The organism is Streptococcus sciuri, assembly GCF_024814375.1.
GTDB lineage: Bacteria > Bacillota > Bacilli > Lactobacillales > Streptococcaceae > Streptococcus > Streptococcus sciuri.
On the sequence record NZ_JANUXX010000003.1, the window covers coordinates 66,069 to 88,245 of the forward strand.

General features: G+C 36.9%; 17 protein-coding genes and 1 pseudogene. 5 read left to right on the plus strand and 13 right to left on the minus strand.

All coding sequences use genetic code 11. From position 1 onward, the window contains the following. Nucleotides 1-13: 13 nt before the first annotated feature. From rfbD to dnaG, 4 genes are all read right to left on the minus strand, one after another. Nucleotides 14-868 (minus strand): dTDP-4-dehydrorhamnose reductase, encoded by an 855-nt coding sequence (gene rfbD, locus NXS10_RS03590; protein ID WP_259137764.1) that lies wholly within the window; start codon nucleotides 866-868, stop codon nucleotides 14-16. Nucleotides 869-934: 66 nt separating this feature from the next. Continuing rightward, entirely contained in the window at nucleotides 935-1,264 is a 330-nt protein-coding gene (locus NXS10_RS03595; protein ID WP_259137767.1) for a metal-sulfur cluster assembly factor, read from the minus strand. 21 nt (nucleotides 1,265-1,285) lie between these two features. Continuing rightward, the gene (gene rpoD / locus NXS10_RS03600; protein WP_259137769.1) at nucleotides 1,286-2,395 is read right to left on the minus strand and encodes an RNA polymerase sigma factor RpoD; all 1,110 of its coding nucleotides are present in this window, start codon (nucleotides 2,393-2,395) and stop codon (nucleotides 1,286-1,288) included. Nucleotides 2,396-2,402: 7 nt separating this feature from the next. After that, nucleotides 2,403-4,202, minus strand: a complete 1,800-nt coding sequence (gene dnaG / locus NXS10_RS03605; protein WP_259137772.1) for a DNA primase — start codon at nucleotides 4,200-4,202, stop codon at nucleotides 2,403-2,405. Nucleotides 4,203-4,382: 180 nt separating this feature from the next. On the opposite strand from dnaG, the gene mscL reads away from it, so the two are divergent. Beyond that, nucleotides 4,383-4,760, plus strand: coding sequence for a large conductance mechanosensitive channel protein MscL (mscL, locus tag NXS10_RS03610; protein ID WP_259137775.1), 378 nt, complete (start codon nucleotides 4,383-4,385; stop codon nucleotides 4,758-4,760). Nucleotides 4,761-4,853: 93 nt separating this feature from the next. On the opposite strand, the gene rpsU is transcribed toward mscL, so the two are convergent. From rpsU to NXS10_RS03650, 8 genes and pseudogenes are all read right to left on the minus strand, one after another. Next, the gene (rpsU, locus tag NXS10_RS03615; protein ID WP_000048058.1) at nucleotides 4,854-5,030 is read right to left on the minus strand and encodes a 30S ribosomal protein S21; all 177 of its coding nucleotides are present in this window, start codon (nucleotides 5,028-5,030) and stop codon (nucleotides 4,854-4,856) included. Nucleotides 5,031-5,314: 284 nt separating this feature from the next. Next, nucleotides 5,315-6,952 (minus strand): ATP-binding cassette domain-containing protein, encoded by a 1,638-nt coding sequence (locus NXS10_RS03620; protein WP_259137779.1) that lies wholly within the window; start codon nucleotides 6,950-6,952, stop codon nucleotides 5,315-5,317. Then, nucleotides 6,949-7,929: a ThiF family adenylyltransferase gene (locus NXS10_RS03625; protein WP_259137781.1), complete on the minus strand. Its 981-nt coding sequence runs from the start codon at nucleotides 7,927-7,929 to the stop codon at nucleotides 6,949-6,951. Before NXS10_RS03625 ends, NXS10_RS03620 begins: the two co-directional genes overlap by 4 nt. Before the next feature lie 350 nt (nucleotides 7,930-8,279). Further along, complete coding sequence (locus NXS10_RS03630; RefSeq protein ID WP_259137783.1) at nucleotides 8,280-9,095, minus strand: transporter substrate-binding domain-containing protein; 816 nt, start codon at nucleotides 9,093-9,095, stop codon at nucleotides 8,280-8,282. 139 nt (nucleotides 9,096-9,234) lie between these two features. Continuing rightward, complete coding sequence (gene glgP / locus NXS10_RS03635; protein ID WP_259137786.1) at nucleotides 9,235-11,499, minus strand: glycogen/starch/alpha-glucan family phosphorylase; 2,265 nt, start codon at nucleotides 11,497-11,499, stop codon at nucleotides 9,235-9,237. Next, on the minus strand, nucleotides 11,489-13,030 hold the full coding sequence (malQ, locus tag NXS10_RS03640; RefSeq protein WP_259137788.1) for a 4-alpha-glucanotransferase: 1,542 nt from the start codon (nucleotides 13,028-13,030) through the stop codon (nucleotides 11,489-11,491). Before malQ ends, glgP begins: the two co-directional genes overlap by 11 nt. Nucleotides 13,031-13,189: 159 nt before the next feature. After that, nucleotides 13,190-15,499 carry a type I pullulanase gene (gene pulA / locus NXS10_RS03645; protein ID WP_259137790.1) on the minus strand — a complete coding sequence of 770 codons (2,310 nt, stop codon included), beginning with the start codon at nucleotides 15,497-15,499 and terminating at the stop codon, nucleotides 13,190-13,192. A gap of 85 nt (nucleotides 15,500-15,584) precedes the next feature. Next, a pseudogene (locus tag NXS10_RS03650) lies at nucleotides 15,585-16,628 on the minus strand (LacI family DNA-binding transcriptional regulator); the annotation flags it as partial. Between the two features lie 273 nt (nucleotides 16,629-16,901). On the opposite strand from NXS10_RS03650, the gene NXS10_RS03655 reads away from it, so the two are divergent. From NXS10_RS03655 to NXS10_RS03670, 4 genes are all read left to right on the plus strand, one after another. Continuing rightward, on the plus strand, nucleotides 16,902-18,146 hold the full coding sequence (locus NXS10_RS03655) for an extracellular solute-binding protein (protein ID WP_259137792.1): 1,245 nt from the start codon (nucleotides 16,902-16,904) through the stop codon (nucleotides 18,144-18,146). Nucleotides 18,147-18,267: 121 nt separating this feature from the next. Further along, nucleotides 18,268-19,635, plus strand: a complete 1,368-nt coding sequence (locus NXS10_RS03660; protein WP_259137794.1) for a carbohydrate ABC transporter permease — start codon at nucleotides 18,268-18,270, stop codon at nucleotides 19,633-19,635. Then, on the plus strand, nucleotides 19,635-20,471 hold the full coding sequence (locus NXS10_RS03665) for a sugar ABC transporter permease (RefSeq protein WP_259137796.1): 837 nt from the start codon (nucleotides 19,635-19,637) through the stop codon (nucleotides 20,469-20,471). The genes NXS10_RS03660 and NXS10_RS03665 overlap by 1 nt, the downstream gene beginning before the upstream one ends. A 43-nt stretch (nucleotides 20,472-20,514) precedes the next feature. Then, on the plus strand, nucleotides 20,515-21,654 hold the full coding sequence (locus tag NXS10_RS03670; RefSeq protein ID WP_259137798.1) for an ABC transporter ATP-binding protein: 1,140 nt from the start codon (nucleotides 20,515-20,517) through the stop codon (nucleotides 21,652-21,654). A 28-nt stretch (nucleotides 21,655-21,682) separates the two neighbouring features. On the opposite strand, the gene NXS10_RS03675 is transcribed toward NXS10_RS03670, so the two are convergent. Beyond that, a complete protein-coding gene (locus tag NXS10_RS03675) occupies nucleotides 21,683-22,147 on the minus strand; it encodes an 8-oxo-dGTP diphosphatase (RefSeq protein WP_259137799.1) in 465 nt (154 codons plus the stop codon). Nucleotides 22,148-22,177: the final 30 nt, after the last annotated feature.

The window sequence follows — 22,177 nt, forward strand, 5'->3', positions numbered from 1 at the left end:
CCAGGTTTTAAAATTATTTTTTTACATTTTGCTTGTAAAATTCTTTTAAAGCATCTTTCCAACTTGGAATAACGAAGCCACTTGCCTTAGCTTTGGCAAGACTCATCGTTGAGTTAAATGGACGCTTAGCTTTAGTCGCAAATTGGCTTGAATCAACAGGTGTCACTACTACATCAATATCTTTCAAGATTTCTACTGCAAAATCATACCACGTTGTATCCTCACTGGCATCATTTGATAAATGATAGTAACCAAATTCTTTTTGATTTTCTGTCAAATAGGTCATAAACTCAGCTAATGTACGAGTCCACGTCGGACGACCATGTTGGTCATTGACAACCGTCAATGTATCGTGCGTTTTAGCAAGATTTTGCATTGTGAAAACAAAATTCTTCCCATAATTTCCAAACACCCAAGATGTACGGATGATGTAGAATTTATCTGCGTATTTTTCAACTGCTTCTTCACCAAGACGTTTTGTACGTCCATATTCTGTTTGAGGATCTGGTGTATCATCAACTTCCCATTCTTGACCAACTGGCTTCTCTCCGTCAAAAACATAGTCAGTTGAAATGTAAACAAGAGTTGCACCATATTTAGTAGCTGCTTTAGCTACAATTTCTGTACCTGTTACGTTGATAGCATAGTCAAGCTCTTTGCCTTCATCTTCAGCAGCATCAACAGCTGTGTAAGCTGCGCAATGATAAACAAGTGTTGGTTTCACTTGTGCAAATACTTCATCAACCTTTTCAGCATTTGTAATGTCCATTTCCGCAACATCAACCGCTACGTACTCTTCATCACGTTCATCTAATAAATAACGTAATTCTGTCCCTAATTGCCCATTGGCACCTGTAACTAAAATCATCTGTGACTCCTTTAATTTCGTAAGTTAAATTCATTATAACGCAAAAAAAGGATTTTTTCACCCTTTTTATCTGATGCCAAGCGCAATACGGGCATATCGACTCATTTTTTCAACAGACCAAGCTGGAACCCAAACAAGCTTGACCTCAACATTTGTCACCTCAGGAATATCTCGCATAACATCATAAATCTGATCAGTCAACAAATCAGCCAAGGGACAACCCATCGTTGTGAGCGTCATATCAATCTCTACCTCGCCTTCATCAAAACGAATCTCATAGACTAAACCAAGGTTGATAATATCAATTCCGAGCTCTGGATCAATGACCATCTCTAGCGCTTCTAAGATACGATCTTTGATTCTTGCAACTTCTTCTTCAGTATATAAGGCTGACATTTTTCACCTCCTAAAGCAAGACTAATCTTCCATAAAGTCTTTTAGTTGTTTGCTACGACTTGGATGGCGCAATTTGCGTAGAGCTTTTGCTTCAATCTGACGAATACGCTCACGTGTGACATTAAAGACCTTTCCGACATCTTCCAAAGTACGCATTTTACCGTCATCAAGACCAAAACGTAAACGCAAGACATTTTCTTCACGATCAGTCAATGTATCAAGCACTTCATTGAGTTGCTCACGCAAAACAACACGTGTGGTATATTCGACAGGACTTTCAATCACTTCGTCCTCAATAAAATCACCAAGATGACTATCATCTTCCTCGCCGATTGGCGTTTCAAGGGAAACTGGCTCTTGTGCAATTTTAAGAATTTCACGCACCTTATCTGGTGTCATGTCCATACGTTCTGCAATTTGCTCTGGGGTCGGATCTTGACCAAGATCTTGTAGCAGATTACGCTGTTCACGTACAAGCTTATTGATAGTCTCCACCATATGAACTGGGATGCGAATCGTACGCGCTTGATCAGCAATAGCACGCGTAATAGCCTGACGAATCCACCAAGTCGCATAAGTTGAAAATTTAAACCCCTTTGAGTAGTCAAACTTATCCACAGCTTTCATAAGCCCCATATTGCCTTCTTGAATAAGATCAAGGAACTGCATGCCACGTCCAACATAACGTTTAGCGATAGAAACCACCAAGCGGAGATTAGCCTCTGCTAAACGCTGTTTTGCTTGCATATCTCCTGCAGCTACCGCCAAAGCAAGTTTTTTTTCTTCTTCATTTGTTAATAATGGCACAACACCAATCTCTTTGAGGTACATGCGAACAGGATCGTTAACCTTAGCAGAGTTATTTCCTAGCAACTCCTCGTCTGTTAACTCTTCTGGTTTTGGCTCTTCAACCACGTACTTACTAGAGGGATTCCCTTCTTTGTCAGTGATAGCAATACCGCCATCTGTCAGACGCTCTAATAAATCATCAATCTGGTCAGCATCCAAAGCAAATGGAATGACTAACTTTTCAGTAACTTCCTCATCTATCGCAGTTCCTACTTTTTTATGGTTTCTAATAAAGTCTGCCACTTGTACGTTAAAGGTTGTTATTTTTTTCGTTTCTGCCATAGTTTCCTCATTCCATTTTTCTTTTTTGAGCAATCAATTGCTGAATTTTTTCCTCCAGCTCATCATCGACATTACCTTGATTGCTTAACTCACGTATTCGTTGACTTTGTTTACGGATATTTTGTTCTGCCAGCAACTGCTCACGCCTACGCTCAATCGCCTCCATCTCACCTAAAGCAACTTCATCTGGCAACCGCTCTTCTAATATACGATAGTACATCTGTCTCTCAGTATCACCAATCTCGTCCAAATCAAGACTTGTAATCTCTCCTTGACGACATAAAATCTGATACAGGCTTTCAATCTCCGGTGTATTGAAAGCAAAATCTAGACGATTGCGATAAGATTGCAATAAATAATCATGATGCAATAGGCGATGAAATAGCTGAATTTCCGCCTTTATAAGAGCCGATAACGGTTTAAATGTCGGAAAAGTCACCACTTGATGCTGAGTTTCTTGACTTGCTTTTCGTCTATTATTTCGACTGATGAGACGCTCGTTGTTAACCGCCTGTTCAATTTGTGGATAATCAAAATCCGGCAAAAATTCAGCAACTTTGTTAATATAACCGTTTTGCGCTGTGATAGATGGCTCCTGAGCAATCAATTTAGCTATTTTTTCCACATAAGCAATCTCAGCTTGCAGATTGTTGTTATTGTCAGGTCTTAGGTATTGAATATAAAATTCAGTGTTACTAATGCGACCCTTTTCCAAGAGCTGTTTAAGGGTCTCTTTTGAGTTGTGCCTTAAAAACTCATCTGGATCCATCTGATTAGGAATTCTAATGACATCAACAGACAATGAGGCTGACGCACCTAGTAATTCTAAAGATTTAGCTATTGCTTTTTGACCTGCACTATCACCATCATATACCAGTACAACTTTTTTAGTAAATCGGCTCAAATGCCTTACATGCTCAGAGGTTAGCGCTGTCCCCATAGAAGCGACCGCATTTTCAATACCTGATTGATAAGCTGCTATCACATCCATAAAACCTTCCATAAGATAAAGCTCGTGTGTTTTTTGTGCTATTTTTTTAGCCTTATCTACATGGTATAATTCGTAAGATTTATTGAAAATAAGGGTCGATCTCGTATTTTTATATTTTGCTACCTTTTTCTTCTGTTCTGACGGAGTCCAAATACGACCCGAAAAAGCAATCACGCGCCCCTCATCATCCGTTACAGGAAACATAATACGATTTCTAAAGGTATCATAGAAACGGCTGGAGTCCTCATCAATATTAAAAAGCCCAGATTGTACAAAAGCTTCATCATTATTAGGATACTTATCACTCAAAGTTTGATAAAGAAAATCAGGTTGCCTCGGTGCTAATCCAATATTAAAATGCGCTAATACAGCTTCATCAAGCCCTCTATCTCTCAAATAATCCCGAGCTTTTTGCCCTTCCTTTGTTGTCATCAAGATAGCGTGGTAAAAACGGGCAGCTTCACCATTTAAATCATAAAGCACTTGGTGAGGACTAGTCTTAACTGGCTGCTGTTTAGGTAAATCTAGCGTTACCCCTATGCGTTCCGCTACAAGATAGACGCTATCCATAAAACTAATTTGCCTGTACTCTTCTAAAAATTTAAAAACATCACCAGATTTTCCACAACCAAAACAGTGGAAAAACTGCTTATCTTCAACCACATTGAACGAAGGTGTTTTTTCCTTGTGAAAAGGACACAGACCAAGGTAATTATGACCAGAACGTGTCAGATTGACCACTTCGCCGATGACCTCTACAATATTGACACTACTTTTAATTTCAGATATTGTTTCACGACTAATCGCCAGAGTCATCACCTCCCTACTAAAATACAACGATTTTAGTTTTACGTTTCATTATATCACTTTCTAATCTTTTTGTAAATTATAAGGTTAAATAAAAAAGCATACTTAAAAAAACAAAACTATTTGCTTGCTCTTTTTATATTTTACTTGATATAATGTTAAAATCACTATAAATATGAAAGGTTTTTTATGGTTAAAGAACTCAGAGACTTTTTATTTAGAGGAAATATCCTCGACCTCGCTGTCGCTGTCATTTTAGGAGCAGCTTTTAATGCTATCGTCACTTCGCTTGTTGGTGACATTATCACTCCTCTTATTTTAAAACCTGCCTTAAAAGCTGCAGGTGTTGAAAAAATTGCTGACCTTGCTTGGAATGGTGTTGCGTACGGCAGCTTCTTGAGTGCTGTTATTAACTTCCTCATCGTTGGAACAACTCTCTTTTTCATCGTCAAAGCAGCTAATAAAGCTATCTCTCTTAGCAAAAAAGAAGAAGCTGACAAAGAGGCAGATGCACCCACTCAAGAGGAATTGCTTACTGAAATTCGTGACCTCTTAGCAAACAAATAAGAGACAATATTAAAAGGATTAGAATTAATTCTAATCCTTTTAAGTAACTTATAAACAAAAAACTAGGCTATACCTAGTTTTTAATATACTTTATTAGAATTTTTTACGCTTACGAGCAGCTTCTGATTTACGCTTACGTTTAACAGAAGGCTTTTCATAAAATTCACGTTTACGAGATTCTTGAAGAGTTCCTGCTTTCGTAACAGAACGCTTAAAACGACGAAGTGCATCGTCAAGTGATTCATTCTTTCGTACAACAGTTTTTGACATCATTTTCACCTCCTCAAGATATTGTGACAGCTACCGTCCATCTATTAGAATACCTAAATTTCTTTTTTTTGTCAATAGACTAATGCAGTGTTCTCAGATTATCTTCATCATAATCTCATATCTTTTGACTGCACTCTCTTTCAAACACCGTTCGTTAGATATAAACTATCTTATTAGAACAGTAAAAGTATTCGTTATTCATCAGGCGAAAAAGTCAACCTATCTCACAATAGTACAGTCTTCTTGGTCACATACCTCAAAATCATTAGCACAACACATATTTCCTATTTCTCAGAATTTTGGATTACAATTTTTCCTTCTTTTAACTCGATAATTTCATCAAAGTATGGCTTCATCTCTGATGATAAGTGGTGAGTGATTGCAATGATAGTGTACTGATGGTTAGATAACAGATTCTTTTCAATCATTCTAGCTAGTTCACGATTCAAACTCGAAGTACTCTCATCTAATAACAAGAAATTTCCTCCATTTATTAAAGCTCTGGCTAAGGATAATCGTTGTTGCTGACCTCCAGATAGGCTGACTCCTTCACTACCTATGACAGTATCTAACCCTTTTGGTAGCTTTTTTACTTCCTCTAGTAGTCCTACTGAAGTAAGAATCTCCTCTATTTTACCTTCTAAATTTTTATTTTTTAAAAGGATATTCTCCCTTACTGTTCCGTCAAAAACATAGGGGTATTGTTCAACGTATGTGATTTGTGATCGTAAGGAACTTCCTGAAATATCGGCTATTAATGTATCATCAAACGCTACAGTTCCCCTATCATAGCTCATGCCACCATTTAAAATTTTTAAAAGCGTTGACTTTCCTGTCCCACTAGCACCAACAAGACAATATTTTTTGCCTTTTTGAAAGGTAAAGTTAGCGCAAGAGAAAATTTCATTTCCCTCAAGTGATAGAGTCAAATCTTTTAGAGTAACTGCGTCAGTGAACTCAAAATTTTGGATTTTTGAATCATCTTTTAGACTCTCTTCTTGAATACCCTTTTGGAGCGATTGAAACTTTTCAAATATCGGAAAAATTCCCATCATTTCAATAATACTGGAGGACAGATTGCTGACACCATTAAAAATATCAACACTAATCGTAGATACAGATATCACCTGACCAAATGATATCAACTTGTTTACTACAAAAAAACCAGACAATATAAAACTACCTATTTGTCCCAGCACATTGCCAAAAGCAGCTAAAAATGTCACCGCTCCTACTATTTTGTAAGTAGAAGTTTCAACCTCTCTGATAGATTCTATCTCCTCTCCTGCTTTTAAACTAAAATATTTTTGCTGATTTAAAGAGAATAAATGTTTGAACCCACCAGCAATATTATTGATAGCTATGGTAAATTTTTCTTGTTTGCTTGTCAGCTGTCCAAAACTTTCAGCCATTTGTTTATCCAAAAGTTTAGGTAAAATTAAATTCAAGACTGCCAATAAAACAATCGATAACATTAATAACCAGTTAATATATATCAAAGCAAAAATAGATAAAGTCACCTCTACTATAGCTTCTGTAATTTTATAAAAGCTTCCATAGCCTTCATTATCAATACGATTAATGTCCATTGTTAACCACGAAATAATATTAGACTCACTGTCCTTATTCGGATTCGTTTTAACATACGAACTCACTATATCATTTCGAATATCGGCTAGCATTTTTTGCCTTACAAACACTTCGTACCATGTTCTAAAAGCAAGTAATATGACATAGACAAAATATAAAAGAGCAGCTAAAATGGCACCACGTACAAATACTTCAGTATCTCCTGCAATTAAACCATTGAAAGCATCAGCTGTGAGAAATGCTGATTCTATTTTCAAAAAAGTTGAAATTGCTATAATGATAAATAAAAAAACATTCTCTTTATAACGTTTTCTTATGTACAAAAACATCATAATTTTTCTCTCCAATCTAGCTTATCGCTGAAAAAATCATAACTTCCATTAAAGGTGCTTTTCCCAATAAATGGAGCAATGATAATCTGACCAATCATAAAGGCTGACATATATCCGTTTAGGATGCTACCACTATTATCATTGATATGTTTTATTGAATCATTAACAACATTATCAATATATTCGCAAAAGACCTGTGCTGTCTGGGAAGAATTGATGAGGTATACTGTTTGAAGAAGAGGACCATATCCAGATTCAATAATATGACAAGCGAGGTCTTTATCTATAATAGATTGTGCCAAATTTCTCATCAAGATATAATCATCTGCTGCATTTATAATAATATCGTCATCATTTATCTTCACTCCTAGATTGGACAAGTCTTCTATAGAGGTGATAAACTGATCATGTGCTTGGATACTAGCTTGTTCACCATAGCGAGATTTCATTACTTTAACTTTATATTTTCCGACATCACTGAGAAAGTAAGATTGAGCTGAAAGATTCTTTTTTTCTACTTTATCACCATCAATTAATACAAAATTTTCAAAACCAAGTTTTACTAGCATATCCAGCGAGTGACTGCCTACCGTCCCAAGACCAATGATAATAATCTTACAAGATTCTCTATATTTTCTAAAATTCAAATAATTTGTATTAGGAAAACAATTAAGAAACAAATCCGTTCTAGTCAAATCAACAGGAGCTTGAAAAAGTTGAAGATAGTTCTTCTCTTTTAAGTAATTAATGATATCTATCTTTTCCTTTTTTGTTAATTGATTATAATTTTCGATATCATTTGACGTTCTAAATTCCGATAAAAAAAGCAAAAAATTAAACAATTCTTCATTTTTGTCACTGTTGATTGCCATTTGCAAATCACGATGCCCATCGTACACAACAATCCCTACTTCTCGAAGAGACCAATTTAGCTCTTTTTTTAATCTGTAATAGCTCATATATTTTGTTTTTCCCATCTATAACAGTAAACCTAGGAAGTGATATTCCTAGGCTTAGAAACTATTTGTTAATCACGCAAATATTAATGTGTATAAACCCACATACTGTAACAACCAGTTTTGTTTCTTTAATGTCCATAGCCTTTTCCTCCTCACATTTATTCATTACTAGTAACTGTCTATTAGTTTATCAAAGTAAGAATAGTTTGTCAATTGTTTTTTGGGAATTTTATTTCTTTTTTGAATTTTTTGTTAATAGTTATATGATAAACTGGATTCATAGATATAGCTTATAAAGTTATTTAGCTATTGATATTTGTAGATAATTCTTTAAGCATACATAAAAGCCGCTTTTTAAGCGACTTTTACTAGTCTTTTATCGATTGCTCGTAAGCTCGTTGAACATACTCATCTATTTTTCCTGAGTCTTTCAATTTTTTAATAACTTTATTAATTTTCTTTTTAAGAGATGTGCTCCCCTTTGTCATCGCAATGGCATAAGCATCTGCATCGCTTGATTTCAAAGTAACCTTTTTGGCGATAGTCAAATCACTATTTTTCTCAGCATATCCTTTAGCAATTGGCTCTTCTAGGACAACTGCATCAACTTTACCACTCTTTAGTTCGTTAATCATCTCACCATTTTGAGTAAGAGTAAGCACTTTAGACCCTTTGAGTTGGTTTTTAGCAATAGTTTCTTGGATGGTTCCTTTTTGAACAGCTATTTGTTTATTCTTAAATGAACTTGTCGATGTATATTTATCAGCTTCAGATTTTCTTATGAGTACCACATTAACAGACTCGTAGTAATCATCTGAAAAGTCATATACTTTTTGACGTTCTTTTGTCACAGAGATACCAGATATAGCAATGTCTGATTTCCCAGATTGAACACTGGCTAAAACATTGTCAAAAGACATAGAAGAAAACTTGACCTTCACACCAAGTTCCTTGCCGATTTCCTTTGCAAGCTCAACATCTGCACCAACAATTGTATCTTTTCCATTGACAAGTGTTTTAAATTCAAATGGTGCAAACTCAGGATTGAGTGCTACTGTTAGCGTTCCCTTATCTTGGATTTTTTTCAAAGAGTTATCTTTCTTGGTAGACGATGAGCCACAGGCGACCAAGGCAGTGGCTGACAGAATCATCATAACTCCAACTAAAAGTTGTTTCCATTTCATAAGTGTTCCCTCTTCTCTTTAAGTTATTTTTTAGTATATTATTATTTTATTTTATATTTATTCATTTGTCAAGACATTTATGGAAAAATATTCATTTTTATTAAATAACATAAAAAGAGACCGCACGGTCTCTTTCATTTTAGTGGCTACGCCAGATATCATCATTATATTGCTTGATTGTACGGTCTGATGAGAAAAAACCAGCTTTAGCGATATTGTGGATGACTTTTTTATTCCAACTATCTTGATCCTCGTAATCTGCAAAGACTTGTTCTTTTACTGCTATGTATGCTTTGAGATCAATCAACGTCATAAACCAATCTTTATTGATGAGTTCATCACGAAGTCGGGTAAGACGTTCTTTGTTTCCAATTGCTACTACTTCATCATTAACAATAAAATCAACAGCTTCCTTAATAACGTCATCGCCTTCATAATAGTTTCTTGAAATATAGCCTGTAGTAGCATAAAGGTCAATAATAGTATCAGAGTCTTTACCAAATGTGTAGATATTTTCACGGCCAGCTAATTCAGCAATTTCAACATTGGCGCCATCCATCGTACCAAGGGTTAAAGCACCATTGAGCATGAATTTCATATTACCAGTACCAGAAGCTTCTTTTGAGGCAAGAGAGATTTGCTCAGAAATATCTGTCGCAGGAATTAAGTGTTCAGCAACAGTAACGTTATAGTTTTCAACCAAGTGAACATTTAGGTATTGATTTACTTCTGGGTCGTTGTTAATCACTTCTGATAAGCAAAGAATCAAGTGGATAATATCTTGGGCAATGGTATAAGCAGGTGCCGCCTTACCACCAAAGATAACGGTAATCTTGCGTTTTGGCAAGTGACCACGCTTGATTTCAAGGTATTTATGAATGACATAAAGAGCATTCATTTGTTGACGTTTGTACTCGTGAAAACGTTTGATTTGTGTGTCAATAATGGAATTTTCGTCAAGGTCAATATCTTTATTTTCTTTGAGATAACGTTTAAGAGCAAGTTTATTATTGTGCTTGATTTCAGTCAATTTAGCATGAACAGCTTTATCATCAGCAAAAGCAAGTAGTTTTTCAAGCTTAGTCGCATCAGTTAAGTAATCATCACCGATAAGTTCTTTAATATAGTCAGCCAAATCTTGGTTAGCAAATTCAAGCCAGCGACGGAATGTGATACCGTTTGTTTTGTTGTTGAATTTTTCAGGATAAATATCATAGAACGGTTTCAATTCACTATTTTTAAGGATTTCAGTGTGAAGTGCAGCTACCCCATTAACAGATGTTGAGAAATGAATATCCATATGTGCCATGTGAACACGGTCAGAGTCATCGATGATTTGAACAGCTGGATCAGCATATTCACTAGCAATCAATGTATTTAATTTTTCAATGATTGTTACTAAATGAGGAACGACTTCGTTAAGGTAGTCAAGAGGCCATTTTTCAAGCGCTTCTGCCAATATAGTATGGTTAGTGTAACCAACCATATTTTTTACGATTGAGACAGATTCATCAAAGTCAATGCCATGTTTTTCAGTCAAAAGACGAATAAGTTCTGGAATGACCATTGATGGATGAGTATCGTTGATTTGCACATAAGCATAATCAGCCAAGTCATGTAAGTTTGATCCACGTTCGATAGCTTCATCAATCAATAATTGTGCCGCATTTGAAACCATGAAATACTGTTGATAAATACGAAGCAATTCACCATTTTTATCTGAATCATCTGGGTAGAGAAAGAGTGTCAAGTTTTTCTTGATTTCAGTCTTGTCAAATGAAATACCATCGTGAATCAAGCTATAATCAAGACCGTCAATATCAAACAAGTTCAAATAGTTTTTAGTGTTGCGTTTGTAACCCAAAACATCGATACGGTCAAGACGAGATTTAAGTGTGAAATCTTTAAATGGCACATCATAACTGATATCAGTTGGAACAAGCCATGAATCTTTTTCAATCCAGTAGTTAGCTTCTGCTTCTTGTTGGTTATCAACAAAAACTTGTTTGAAAAGTCCGCAGTGATAGTTAAGACCAACGCCTTCACCATTGATGCCAAGTGTCGACATTGAATCGATGAAACATGATGCTAAACGCCCAAGTCCACCGTTACCAAGAGATGGTTCAAGTTCAACATCTTCTACTTCAGCAATTGATTTACCAGCTGCTGCTAATTCAGCTTTGACCTCTTTGTAAATACCAAGGTTGATAAGATTGTTTGATAATAGTTTTCCGATAAGAAATTCAGCAGAAATGTAATAAACTTTGCGTTTTGCTGTATTTTTTGGTTTTTCAGCCGCTAATTCTTTAACGTAATGCAAAAGCGCTACGTAAATATCTTCATTGCTCAATTCAGCAAGCGTTTGTCCTTTTGATTGGAGATAGTTTGTGAAATTAGTTGTCATTTTTAGTTTCCTTTTCTTCTTTAGTTGTCGTTTTAAATGTATTTTTGCGGCAGTAAAGTGCTGTAATATCTTTCAAGAAAGCTTTGCGCTCATCGGTCAAATCTTCTTTAAGCATACGCCACTGCCAATTTCCTCCTAAAGTATTTGGTGTGTTCATACGGCTATCAGCTGATTTATCAAGTAAATCTTGCATTGTCGCAATCGCAACATCACTAACGGTCGCAAATAAAGTTCGAAGCATAGCTTGTGTAATCAGTTCATCATCACTACGATGAGTGTAAGCATTTACAAATGCTTTTTGTTCGTCAGTCAAGTTGTCGTACCAACCGTTGATAACTTCATTATCGTGTGTTCCTGTATAAGCAACACTATTTTTATTACAGTTATGAGGAGCATCGATGCTCTTTCCTTCGGTGTCATAAAAGCCAAATTCAAGAATCTTCATACCTGGAAAAGCTGTATCCGTCAACAACTGTTCAGCTTTTGCATCGATGTAACCAAGGTTTTCAGCGATAATTGGAAGGTCGCCAAGTTCGTCTTTGACAACATCAAACAAGTCACGTCCTGGACCTGGTTGCCAACTACCGTCGTTTGCTGTTTTATAGTCACCGCGAATTTCCCAGTAATCAGAAAAACCTTTAAAGTGGTCAATGCGAAGCACGTCGTACATCGTCACACCAGCCTTGATACGCTCAATCCACCAAGCATAATGCGTCTTCTGATGTTCACTCCAGTTATAAATAGGATTGCCCCAAAGCTGACCATCATCGCTAAATTCATCAGCAGGTACTCCAGCGATAGCTGTCGGACGACGATTTTCATCTAGTTTGAACAACTCAGGCATGACCCACACTTCTACACTGTCTGCTGATACATAGATAGGCATGTCACCGATAATTTTGATGCCTTTAGCATTGGCATACTTTTTCAGTTGATACCATTGTTGATCAAAGAAATATTGCACTATTTTATGAAAGAGAATTTTATCTTTTAGCTTTTCACGATAAATAGCTAGTGTTTCTGGATCTCGCTTGATTACATTGATGTCATCCCACTCAGTTAATGCTTTATTTCCAAAATGTTCTTTCAATGCCATAAACTCAGCATAGTTAGCTAACCACGTTGCTTTTTCTTCAAATTGTGCTAGACGCTCCCTATTACTTTCTTCTTGCAAGAAAGCAATAACCGCTTTTTCCAAGATAGGACGGCGAGTCGTGTAAATACGCTCATAATCAACTTTCTCTGGGTCATCTCCAAAATCAATAGCCGCATAGTCAGATTCACGTAGATAGCCTGCTGATGCTAATAAATCAAAATCAATAAAATGTGTATTTCCTGCAATCGCAGAGAAAGATTGATAAGGGGAATCACCATAACTTGTTGTCGTTAGTGGTAAAATTTGCCAGTAAGTTTGGTCTGTTTCCTCTAAAAAATCAACAAAATCATAGGCAGATTTACCAAAAGTTCCCACACCAAATTGATTTGGTAAAGAAGTAATATGCATTAGGACACCGCTTGCACGTTTTACCATAGTTATAATCTCCTTATACTATTGTCAACATATTCAGTTTAGCGCAAGCGGTTGCATAAGTCAAGTGTTTTTGACAAAAAATTAAAAATACCTTTTTACCTTTATTATTTTAGCAGAACGCTATAATCTGAGAATTTTTTCTCACATCACGCTAATCCCTTATTTCTTGATTTCAAAGACGGAAGCTGACAAAGCCTTCAACGTTTTAAAATAACTTTTAGAAGATGCCGCATTCGTTAGAACTACAGCATATTTTGAAACATCTGATAGATAATGTTCTATTTTCTCTTCAGAAAAATTAAAAATGATTCGATAATGCTTTTCTCCTATGATATCATAAACGATTACATGTGATCCTGTCTCGGCAAAGCGAATCAAGACATGCTTTCTAATATCATCAAAACTTAGATAAGAAAATTCAGGACGATAGCGCTTTAGTTCTATCAATGAATGTGTAAATGCAACGGTGGGCTGATGATAGCTCACTTGATTCCAATCAATCTGGTTCACTTTATCTGATGCATTGTAGCTATTCATCGCTAACGCCTTGTCTGTTAATGTGAGATCCCCATTTTCTCCTGTTGGATGCAACTTTGTCCTTAAAAATTCTTGCCCCAACTGAATAAAACTCATTCCCTGCATTAACATACTCATCGCTATTGCTAACTCAATTCGCTTAGTGTGAGTGTCTAAATCATCATCTGGATGAAGTTCTCGTAATAGGTCGTTTACATTATAATTATCATGTGCCTCAATGTAGTTAAGCACTTGGTTGGGAGTCTGATAGCAAGATAGCCCCTCACTTCCTAAAATACCTTTTGCAACTATTTGCTCTGTCAGCTCTCCAGAAACAAAACCCGTTTTAATGTGACCATAAACTTCTGCACCTTTAATAGCATCTCTAATATTGTCATTGAAAAAGCCAATATTAGGCATCTGACATGCGTTTTCTTTTATTGCCTTATCTTCTTGTTTTAAGGCATCTCCCATATCCCAACCTTCACCATAAATAATAATTCGAGGATCAATAGCATCGACAGCTAATCGAATTTGATTCATCGTCTCCACATCGTGAAGCCCCATCAAATCAAATCGAAAACCGTCAATGTTATACTCTGTTACCCAATACAAAACAGAGTCAATCATGTACTTTCGATACATCTCTTTTTCACTCGCCATCTCATTACCACATCCCGAACCATTTTGAAAGCTCCCATCAAGGTTCATCCGATGATAATAATCCGGTACAATCCGTTGAAAAAGGGAGTCGTAAGATGAGTATGTATGATTGTAAACCACATCCATAATAACGCCGATACCTGCATTATGATAAGCTTGTATCATTGTCTTTAATTCTAAAAGACGTACCTCTGGTTTGTCAGGTTGACTGCTAAAACTCGCTTCTGGAACATTATAATTTTCTGGGTCGTAGCCCCAATTATAGGCAAAATTGCCATCAGCATCGATTACTTGATGATGATCGAAAATTGGTTGCAGTTGAACATGACTAACCTCTAATTCTTTGAGGTAATCAAAGCAAGTCTTATCCCCAAAATCATTTACCGTTTCCACTTCACAAGCACCCAGATACGTACCACGATTAGCTAAACTTACACCTGATGTTTTAGAAATTGAAAAATCTCGGATATGCATCTCTGCTATCACAGATTGATTGGGATTGTCCAGACGCCATGTTGCATCCTTACCATGTTTTACACAAAAGCCAGATGGGGTGCGTTTTTCTGAACTCAGGATAACACTTCTCTTGCCATTCCCCGTTGTTGCAATACTGTACGGATCACGACTCTCTACTACCCTATCTTCAAAATAAAGACGATAAGTATAAGCTTGGCCATCATAATTTCCAAAAAACGTTGCAAACCAAACACCATGTGTGTTTTCTTCATGGTTATCAGGGTTTTCCACTTGACCTCTATTCATGATGATGACATCTTTTAAGGGAGCATCGTTTGCACTCGTTTCATAAAAAAGGAGTTCGACTTTCTTGGCTGTTGGTGCCCACAATCGAAATTGTGTCTCATTACAGTGATACTTGACACCTAGCCAGCCATCAAACCCCCACTTATTGTCAAAACGCTTAGCATTAACTGCCATATCAAAGGCATGCACATCTCTGTAGCGATAATATCTGCTCGTATGGGCTGCCTGATGCGAATAATAAAGCGTATCATCTCCCTCAACAATCCATACCTCTGTCGTTTCCAAACCTTTATGACGTTGGATTTTAAATGGTTTTATCTTTAGTGGCTGATTTCTACCTTTAACAACAACGTACAGATATTCTAAAAAGTAAGAACTCTCAAAAGTTATCTGTCCGACAAGACCAAAACTATCAAAAGCTGAAAAGAGTGAATGCTCTCCTACACAAAATTTCCCCCAGCTCCAAAAACTATAATCAAAATAATGCCCAGATTGACTATGATAATGAACAGTTACTGTATTTTTCATCTTTTTATCCTCACTCTATCTCAAACAACCGCTTAAATTTGTTGATACAAACGGTTACTATCTCTTTTCTTAGAAGATAATGCTATCATAAAGGATACCCTTTTTGATATTCACGAACAGACTCTCTTTCTATCAAATGAAATGGCACGATAATTTTTTCACTATAAAAATGTTTATTTGATTTGGTTAACTCAAGTAAACGTTTCAGACTTGTTTTTCCTAGTTGCTCTATATTCACATCAAATGTCGTTAGATAGGGATGAACAATTGTTGAGAAAATAGAATCATTAAAGGTTATTAACGAATGTTCTTCTGGGATATGAAGTCCTCTTTGTTTTAGGTCTTGAATCAACTTAACCGATAAACGATCGCTGACAGATACTAGTCCTGTAACGTCATACTGCCACAGTACTTCGATTATATTATCCAAAGTACGTGGCAACTCGGTATCAAACAAAAGGTCATCTAGCGGTGATAGACCTGCATTTGTCATTGCTCTAAGATAGCCAAAATAACGCTCTCTTGAAATTTCTGACTCCTTGTCATCTGTTACAAAAGCAATATGACGATGTCCTCTCTCAAGCAGATAATCAACTGCTCTACTTCCCATTAGTTGATTATCGTTATCAATATAAGTAATTTCTGTTTCATGACCATTTGATGAACCCACAACAACAAAAGGCAGTTCGTTTTCTAATAAGTATTGTCTAACGGGATCATTTTTCTCTGAAAATAAGACGATAAAGCCGTCCACTCGCTTTTGCTTGTGCATGAGTCTTACTTGTGCTTCAAGCTCCTGCATAGTCATACCCGTTGCAATAGAAACTGTCAAATCAGACTGCTGCGCTTCATAGGTAATAGTAGAAATAATATTCATAAAAAAAGGTTCACTCAAACGCTCTGGAGTAACTAAAGGAGGTAGGACAACCCCTATCGCTTGTGTCAAACCATTAGCCAACATTTGGGCAGCCACATTAGGGACATAACCTAAATCGTCCATTGCCTTACGGACTTTTTCTTTCGTTTTTTGCGAAATGGAGCGATTATCTTTTAATACACGACTTACAGTTGAAGGGTTGACTCCTGCTTTTTGAGCAACATCTTTTATCGTTACCATTATCTTATCCTTCCTTTTCCATTTAAAATGTTACTAACAGTATAATAAACCTTGTCAAACAATGCAAGCGCTTTTTTCAATGCTATCCAAAATGATACATTTTTCTAAAATGAAAATCATGCTATAAAAACTTCTAACTCTTTGATAACATTCTGTTTATCCATGTAAGCTCTTTCTTTCCGATAAATTCTACTCCTCATTTTTGCAAAAAAGCTTGACTTTTTTTGCAAACGGTTGCATAATAGAGTTATAGAAAGCTAAAAATTCCTTAAAGGAGGAAATATTATGACCAAGAAATCTTGGAAAAAATGGTTAGCAGTCTCTGCTACTCTCACTTTGGCAGCTGGATTCGTTGCCATATCAACCGCTTCACCTGCTTTGGCAGCATCAAAAACCACTTTGAAATTATGGGTTCCAACCGATTCAAAGGATTCTTACAAAGACATTGTCAAAAATTTTGAGAAAGACAACAAAAACATTAAAGTTAAAATAATTGAGTCAAATGACTCCAATGCACAAGAAAATGTCAAAAAAGATCCAAGTAAAGCTGCAGATGTCTTCTCACTTCCGCATGACCAACTCGGTCAATTGGTTGAATCTGGTATCATCCAAGAAATTCCAAGTAAATACGCTGAAGAAATCAAGAACAATGACACAGAACAATCTGTTCTTGGTGCACAATATAAAGGTAAAACATATGCCTTTCCATTTGGTATTGAGTCACAAGTTCTCTTTTATAACAAGGAAAAACTATCAGCAGATGATGTCAAATCCTATGAAACTATCACAACTAAAGCCACCTTTGGTGCGAATCTAAAGCAAGTAAATTCTTACGTCACAGCACCGCTTTTCCTCTCAGTCGGTGATACTCTCTTTGGTAAGACCGGTGAAAATATCAAAGGAACAAACTGGGGTAATAAAGCTGGTGTCTCTGTCCTTCAATGGATTGCAGACCAAAAGAAAAACAAAGGTTTTGTTAATTTCAATGCTGATAATGCAATGAGTAAATTCGGTGATGGTAGCGTCGTTGCTATGGAATCAGGACCTTGGGATTACTCAGCAGCTCAAAAAGCTGTAGGTGCAGATAAACTAGGAGTTGCCATTTATCCAACCATAAACATTGGTGGTAAAGAGGTGCAACAAAAAGCCTTCCTTGGTGTCAAACTCTACGCAGTCAACCAAGCACCCGCCGGTTCTAATACCAAACGTATCGCAGCAAGCTACAAGCTCGCAAGTTACCTCACTAGTGCAGATACTCAAAAACAACAGTTTGAAACACGTAACATTGTACCTGCAAATAAGGTCATTCAAGAATCTGACGCTGTAAAATCAAACGAACTTGCAAAAGCTGTTATCACAATGGGTAGCTCAAATACTTACACGACTGTTATGCCTAAGCTTAGCCAAATGTCCACTTTCTGGACTGAAAGTGCTGCTATTCTTAGCGATACTTACAATGGTAAGATTAAATCAAGCGACTACCTCAAGCGCCTCAAGCAGTTTGATAGCGATTTAGCCAAATCAAAATAAGATGCTAAAAATAGAACCTTGCTAGCGACGCTAATCTGCAGTTAGCGGGGTTTATTTTTTAACACCTTGACTAATCATTGATAACATAATATATTATCCGTTATTTTAGAGGAGACTTATCATGGATACTACCCCTAAAAAACCATTACAGCTTTTTGTAGAAACCTTTAAAAAAGGAGATTCAGCCACTAAAACATCTTACTTTATTATGGGAGCTACTAATCTAAAAAATAAACAAATTGTAAAAGGAATGCTCTTTTTAATTAGTGAGATTCTCTTTCTTATTTCCTTTATCTACCAGGTTATCCCTGCCATCAAAGGACTTATTACCCTTGGTACTAATAGTCAAGGCATGACAACAAAGACTGTCGATGGGATTAAAATACAGATTGCCACGCAAGGTGACAACTCTATGCTACTGTTGATTTTCGGACTTGCCGCTGTGATTTTTTGCCTAGTATTTATCTACATCTACTGGTGTAATATCAAGAGTGCTGCTCACCTAGTGGAGCTAAAAGCGCACAATCGTAAGATTCCAAACTTTGTTGAAGATTTAAAAACCTTAGCAGATGGTCGTTTTCACATGACCCTTATGATTATCCCTTTGATAGGGGTTTTGCTCTTTACCATTTTACCATTGATCTATATGATTTGCTTGGCATTTACCAACTATGATCACAACCACCTTCCTCCAAAGAGCCTTTTTGATTGGGTTGGCTTTATCAACTTTGGCAATATCTTTAGTGGCCGTATGGCAAGTACATTCTTTCCTGTCTTGTCATGGACATTGATTTGGGCGGTCTTTGCAACGGTTACCAACTTCTTCTTTGGTATCGTTCTTGCTCTTATCATCAATACTAAAGGGCTCAAGTTTAAGAAAATGTGGCGGACAATCTTTGTTATAACCATAGCAGTTCCACAATTTATCTCGCTTCTTATCATGAGAAACTTACTAAACGATGCTGGACCTGTCAATGCTCTTTTTGAGAAGATTGGCTTGGTATCACATGCACATCCGCTTCCATTCTTATCAGATCCTATCTGGGCAAAGTTCTCTATCATATGTGTTAATATGTGGGTAGGTATTCCTGTCACTATGTTGGTTGCCACAGGAATCATCATGAACCTTCCGCAAGAGCAAATCGAAGCTGCTGAGATAGATGGAGCAAACAAATTTCAAATCTTTAAGTCTATTACATTTCCTCAAATCTTGTTGAACATGACACCAACACTCATTCAACAATTTATCGGAAACATCAATAACTTCAACGTCATCTACCTTTTGACAGGTGGTGGTCCTACCAACTCAAACTTCTACCAAGCAGGTAGCACCGATCTTTTGGTCACATGGCTCTACAAACTGACAGTAAGCGCTGCCGATTACAACTTGGCATCTGTTATTGGTATCATTATCTTTATTCTCTCTGCTGTCTTTAGCCTACTCGCTTACACAAGAACAAATTCTTACAAGGAAGGAGCTGCTAAATAATGAATAAAAGAAAACGCATCAACCTTACTTTCGTCTATATTTTGTTGACTGTTCTATCAGTCATCTGGCTCTTTCCTATCGCTTGGGTTGTCTTAACCAGTTTTCGTGCTGAAGGAACCGCTTTTGTCAATTACTTCATTCCGAAATCATGGACACTGAACAATTACACTAGACTCTTTACCCAAACCACCTTTCCTTTTGGGCAATGGTTTTTAAATACTTTGATTGTAGCAGCATTTTCATGTATCATCTCAACCTTTATAACTGTTGCTATGGCTTATGCTCTCAGTCGTATTAAGTTTAAACACCGCAACGGCTTTCTAAAATTGGCTCTTGTACTCAATATGTTTCCTGGTTTTATGAGTATGATTGCGATATACTATATTTTGAAAGCTCTTAATCTCGACCAAAGTCTGACAGCGCTTGTACTAGTCTACTCATCAGGATCTGCTCTGGGATTTTATATCGCAAAAGGGTTCTTTGACACCATTCCATACTCGCTCGATGAAAGTGCTATGATTGATGGTGCCACTCGTCAAGATATCTTTTTCAATATCACTCTTCCTCTCTCAAAGCCTGTCATCGTCTACACAGCTCTCATGGCATTCATCGCTCCTTGGATGGACTTTATCTTTGCCAAAGTTATCCTAGGCGATGCTACTAGCAAGTATACCGTAGCTATTGGACTCTTCTCCATGCTCCAACAAGATACTATCAATGATTGGTTTATGCCATTTACGGCTGGATCTGTCATTATCGCAATTCCCATTACATTACTTTTTATGATCATGCAAAAATACTATGTTGAAGGTATTACAGGCGGATCTGTCAAATAAGATTTGCCTTCTCACACAATAAGATAAGAATAGGAAATACATTATGACAACTCTACAATTAAATCATATCTACAAAAAATACCCAAATGCAACACACTATTCCGTGGAGGACTTCAATCTAGACATCAAAGACAAAGAATTTATCGTCTTTGTCGGTCCATCTGGCTGTGGGAAGTCAACAACACTTCGTATGATTGCAGGGCTTGAAGATATTACAAAAGGAGAACTCAAAATTGATGGAGCTATCGTCAATGATCTTTCCCCTAAAGATCGTGATATTGCTATGGTTTTCCAAAATTACGCCCTCTATCCTCATATGACTGTCTACGACAATATGGCATTTGGGCTGAAACTTCGCAAATATTCCAAAGAAGACATTGATAAACGTGTGCGTGAAGCAGCTGATATTTTGGGCTTAACAGAGTTTTTAGAGAGAAAGCCCGCCGATCTCTCTGGTGGTCAACGTCAACGTGTCGCCATGGGGCGTGCTATTGTTCGTGATGCCAAGGTGTTCTTGATGGACGAACCTTTATCCAACTTGGATGCCAAGTTGCGTGTGTCTATGCGTGCTGAAATCGCCAAGATTCATCAACGTATCGGATCAACAACTATCTACGTTACCCACGACCAAACCGAAGCTATGACACTGGCTGATCGTATCGTCATCATGTCTGCTACAAAAAATCCCGACGGATCTGGCACTATTGGGTGTATCGAACAAATTGGATCGCCACAAGAACTCTACAACCAGCCAGCTAATAAATTTGTCGCTAGTTTCATTGGAAGCCCTGCTATGAATTTCTTTGACATGACAGTTGGTAAAGATAAATTAACTAATCATCAAGGACTTACCTTAGCTCTTCCTAAAGGACAGGCTAAGGTACTAGAAGCCAAAGGTTACCTTGGTAAAACAGTCACTTTTGGTATTCGCCCTGAAGATCTCTCAAGCGATAACATTGCTCAAACAGCTTATCCGAATGCCACTGTGACTGCAGAAGTCGTTGTTGCAGAACTTCTTGGTAGTGAAACTATGCTCTACCTTAAACTGGGACAAGATGAGTTTGCTGCACGCGTTGATGCTCGTGACTTCCACAATCCAGGGGATAAAGTAACGCTTACTTTCAATGTTGCTAAAGGGCATTTCTTTGATATTGATACAAGTCAGCGTATCACTGCAGAGTAATAAAAAAGCACTTATCAGTGCTTTTTTATTACCAAAATTCACGGATAAAATCAGCTCCTAAACGTTCACTGTAAAAAAGTTCCGATAAGTTATCCTCATCAAAGATACGTACAAGATTAAGCAAATCATAGGCAAGATCTAAATCAGCAAGATTTTCTTTTTTTACCCATGAAACTTCACCTTCATCAGATGATTGCAAGCAACCTGTAAAATCCGATGCTTTATACAAAAAGACAAGGTAGCGTTCATTTTCCATAGTGTGCCAGTGCTTAACACCTACTAGCTGCGGACGATAGATAGTAAGTCCTGTTTCTTCGTACACTTCACGAATCATCGCCTGATGCAAGCTCTCACCTTTTTCGATATGCCCACCTGGAAAAGCAAATCCTGACCAAGCATAACGTTCTGGACGACGGTATTGCATGACGACGTTTCCTTTATTATCTTCTATCATACACATGTTGGTTAAAATGACCTTTTCCGCTCTTGACATAATACACCTCTCCTTTATTTAATTATCAGT

Excerpts from the sequence above, each read along its gene's own strand:
- NXS10_RS03655 (WP_259137792.1), top strand. The coding sequence starts at position 16,902 with ATGACCAAGAAATCTTGGAAAAAATGGTTAGCAGTCTCTGCTACTCTC.
- rfbD (WP_259137764.1), bottom strand. The coding sequence starts at position 868 with ATGATTTTAGTTACAGGTGCCAATGGGCAATTAGGGACAGAATTACGT.
- NXS10_RS03660 (WP_259137794.1), top strand. The coding sequence starts at position 18,268 with ATGGATACTACCCCTAAAAAACCATTACAGCTTTTTGTAGAAACCTTT.
- NXS10_RS03675 (WP_259137799.1), bottom strand. The coding sequence starts at position 22,147 with ATGTCAAGAGCGGAAAAGGTCATTTTAACCAACATGTGTATGATAGAA.
- rpoD (WP_259137769.1), bottom strand. The coding sequence starts at position 2,395 with ATGGCAGAAACGAAAAAAATAACAACCTTTAACGTACAAGTGGCAGAC.
- NXS10_RS03625 (WP_259137781.1), bottom strand. The coding sequence starts at position 7,929 with ATGGGAAAAACAAAATATATGAGCTATTACAGATTAAAAAAAGAGCTA.
- dnaG (WP_259137772.1), bottom strand. The coding sequence starts at position 4,202 with ATGACTCTGGCGATTAGTCGTGAAACAATATCTGAAATTAAAAGTAGT.
- malQ (WP_259137788.1), bottom strand. The coding sequence starts at position 13,030 with ATGGTAAAACGTGCAAGCGGTGTCCTAATGCATATTACTTCTTTACCA.
- glgP (WP_259137786.1), bottom strand. The coding sequence starts at position 11,499 with ATGACAACTAATTTCACAAACTATCTCCAATCAAAAGGACAAACGCTT.
- NXS10_RS03595 (WP_259137767.1), bottom strand. The coding sequence starts at position 1,264 with ATGTCAGCCTTATATACTGAAGAAGAAGTTGCAAGAATCAAAGATCGT.
- NXS10_RS03665 (WP_259137796.1), top strand. The coding sequence starts at position 19,635 with ATGAATAAAAGAAAACGCATCAACCTTACTTTCGTCTATATTTTGTTG.
- NXS10_RS03630 (WP_259137783.1), bottom strand. The coding sequence starts at position 9,095 with ATGAAATGGAAACAACTTTTAGTTGGAGTTATGATGATTCTGTCAGCC.
- pulA (WP_259137790.1), bottom strand. The coding sequence starts at position 15,499 with ATGAAAAATACAGTAACTGTTCATTATCATAGTCAATCTGGGCATTAT.
- mscL (WP_259137775.1), top strand. The coding sequence starts at position 4,383 with ATGGTTAAAGAACTCAGAGACTTTTTATTTAGAGGAAATATCCTCGAC.
- NXS10_RS03620 (WP_259137779.1), bottom strand. The coding sequence starts at position 6,952 with ATGATGTTTTTGTACATAAGAAAACGTTATAAAGAGAATGTTTTTTTA.
- rpsU (WP_000048058.1), bottom strand. The coding sequence starts at position 5,030 with ATGTCAAAAACTGTTGTACGAAAGAATGAATCACTTGACGATGCACTT.
- NXS10_RS03670 (WP_259137798.1), top strand. The coding sequence starts at position 20,515 with ATGACAACTCTACAATTAAATCATATCTACAAAAAATACCCAAATGCA.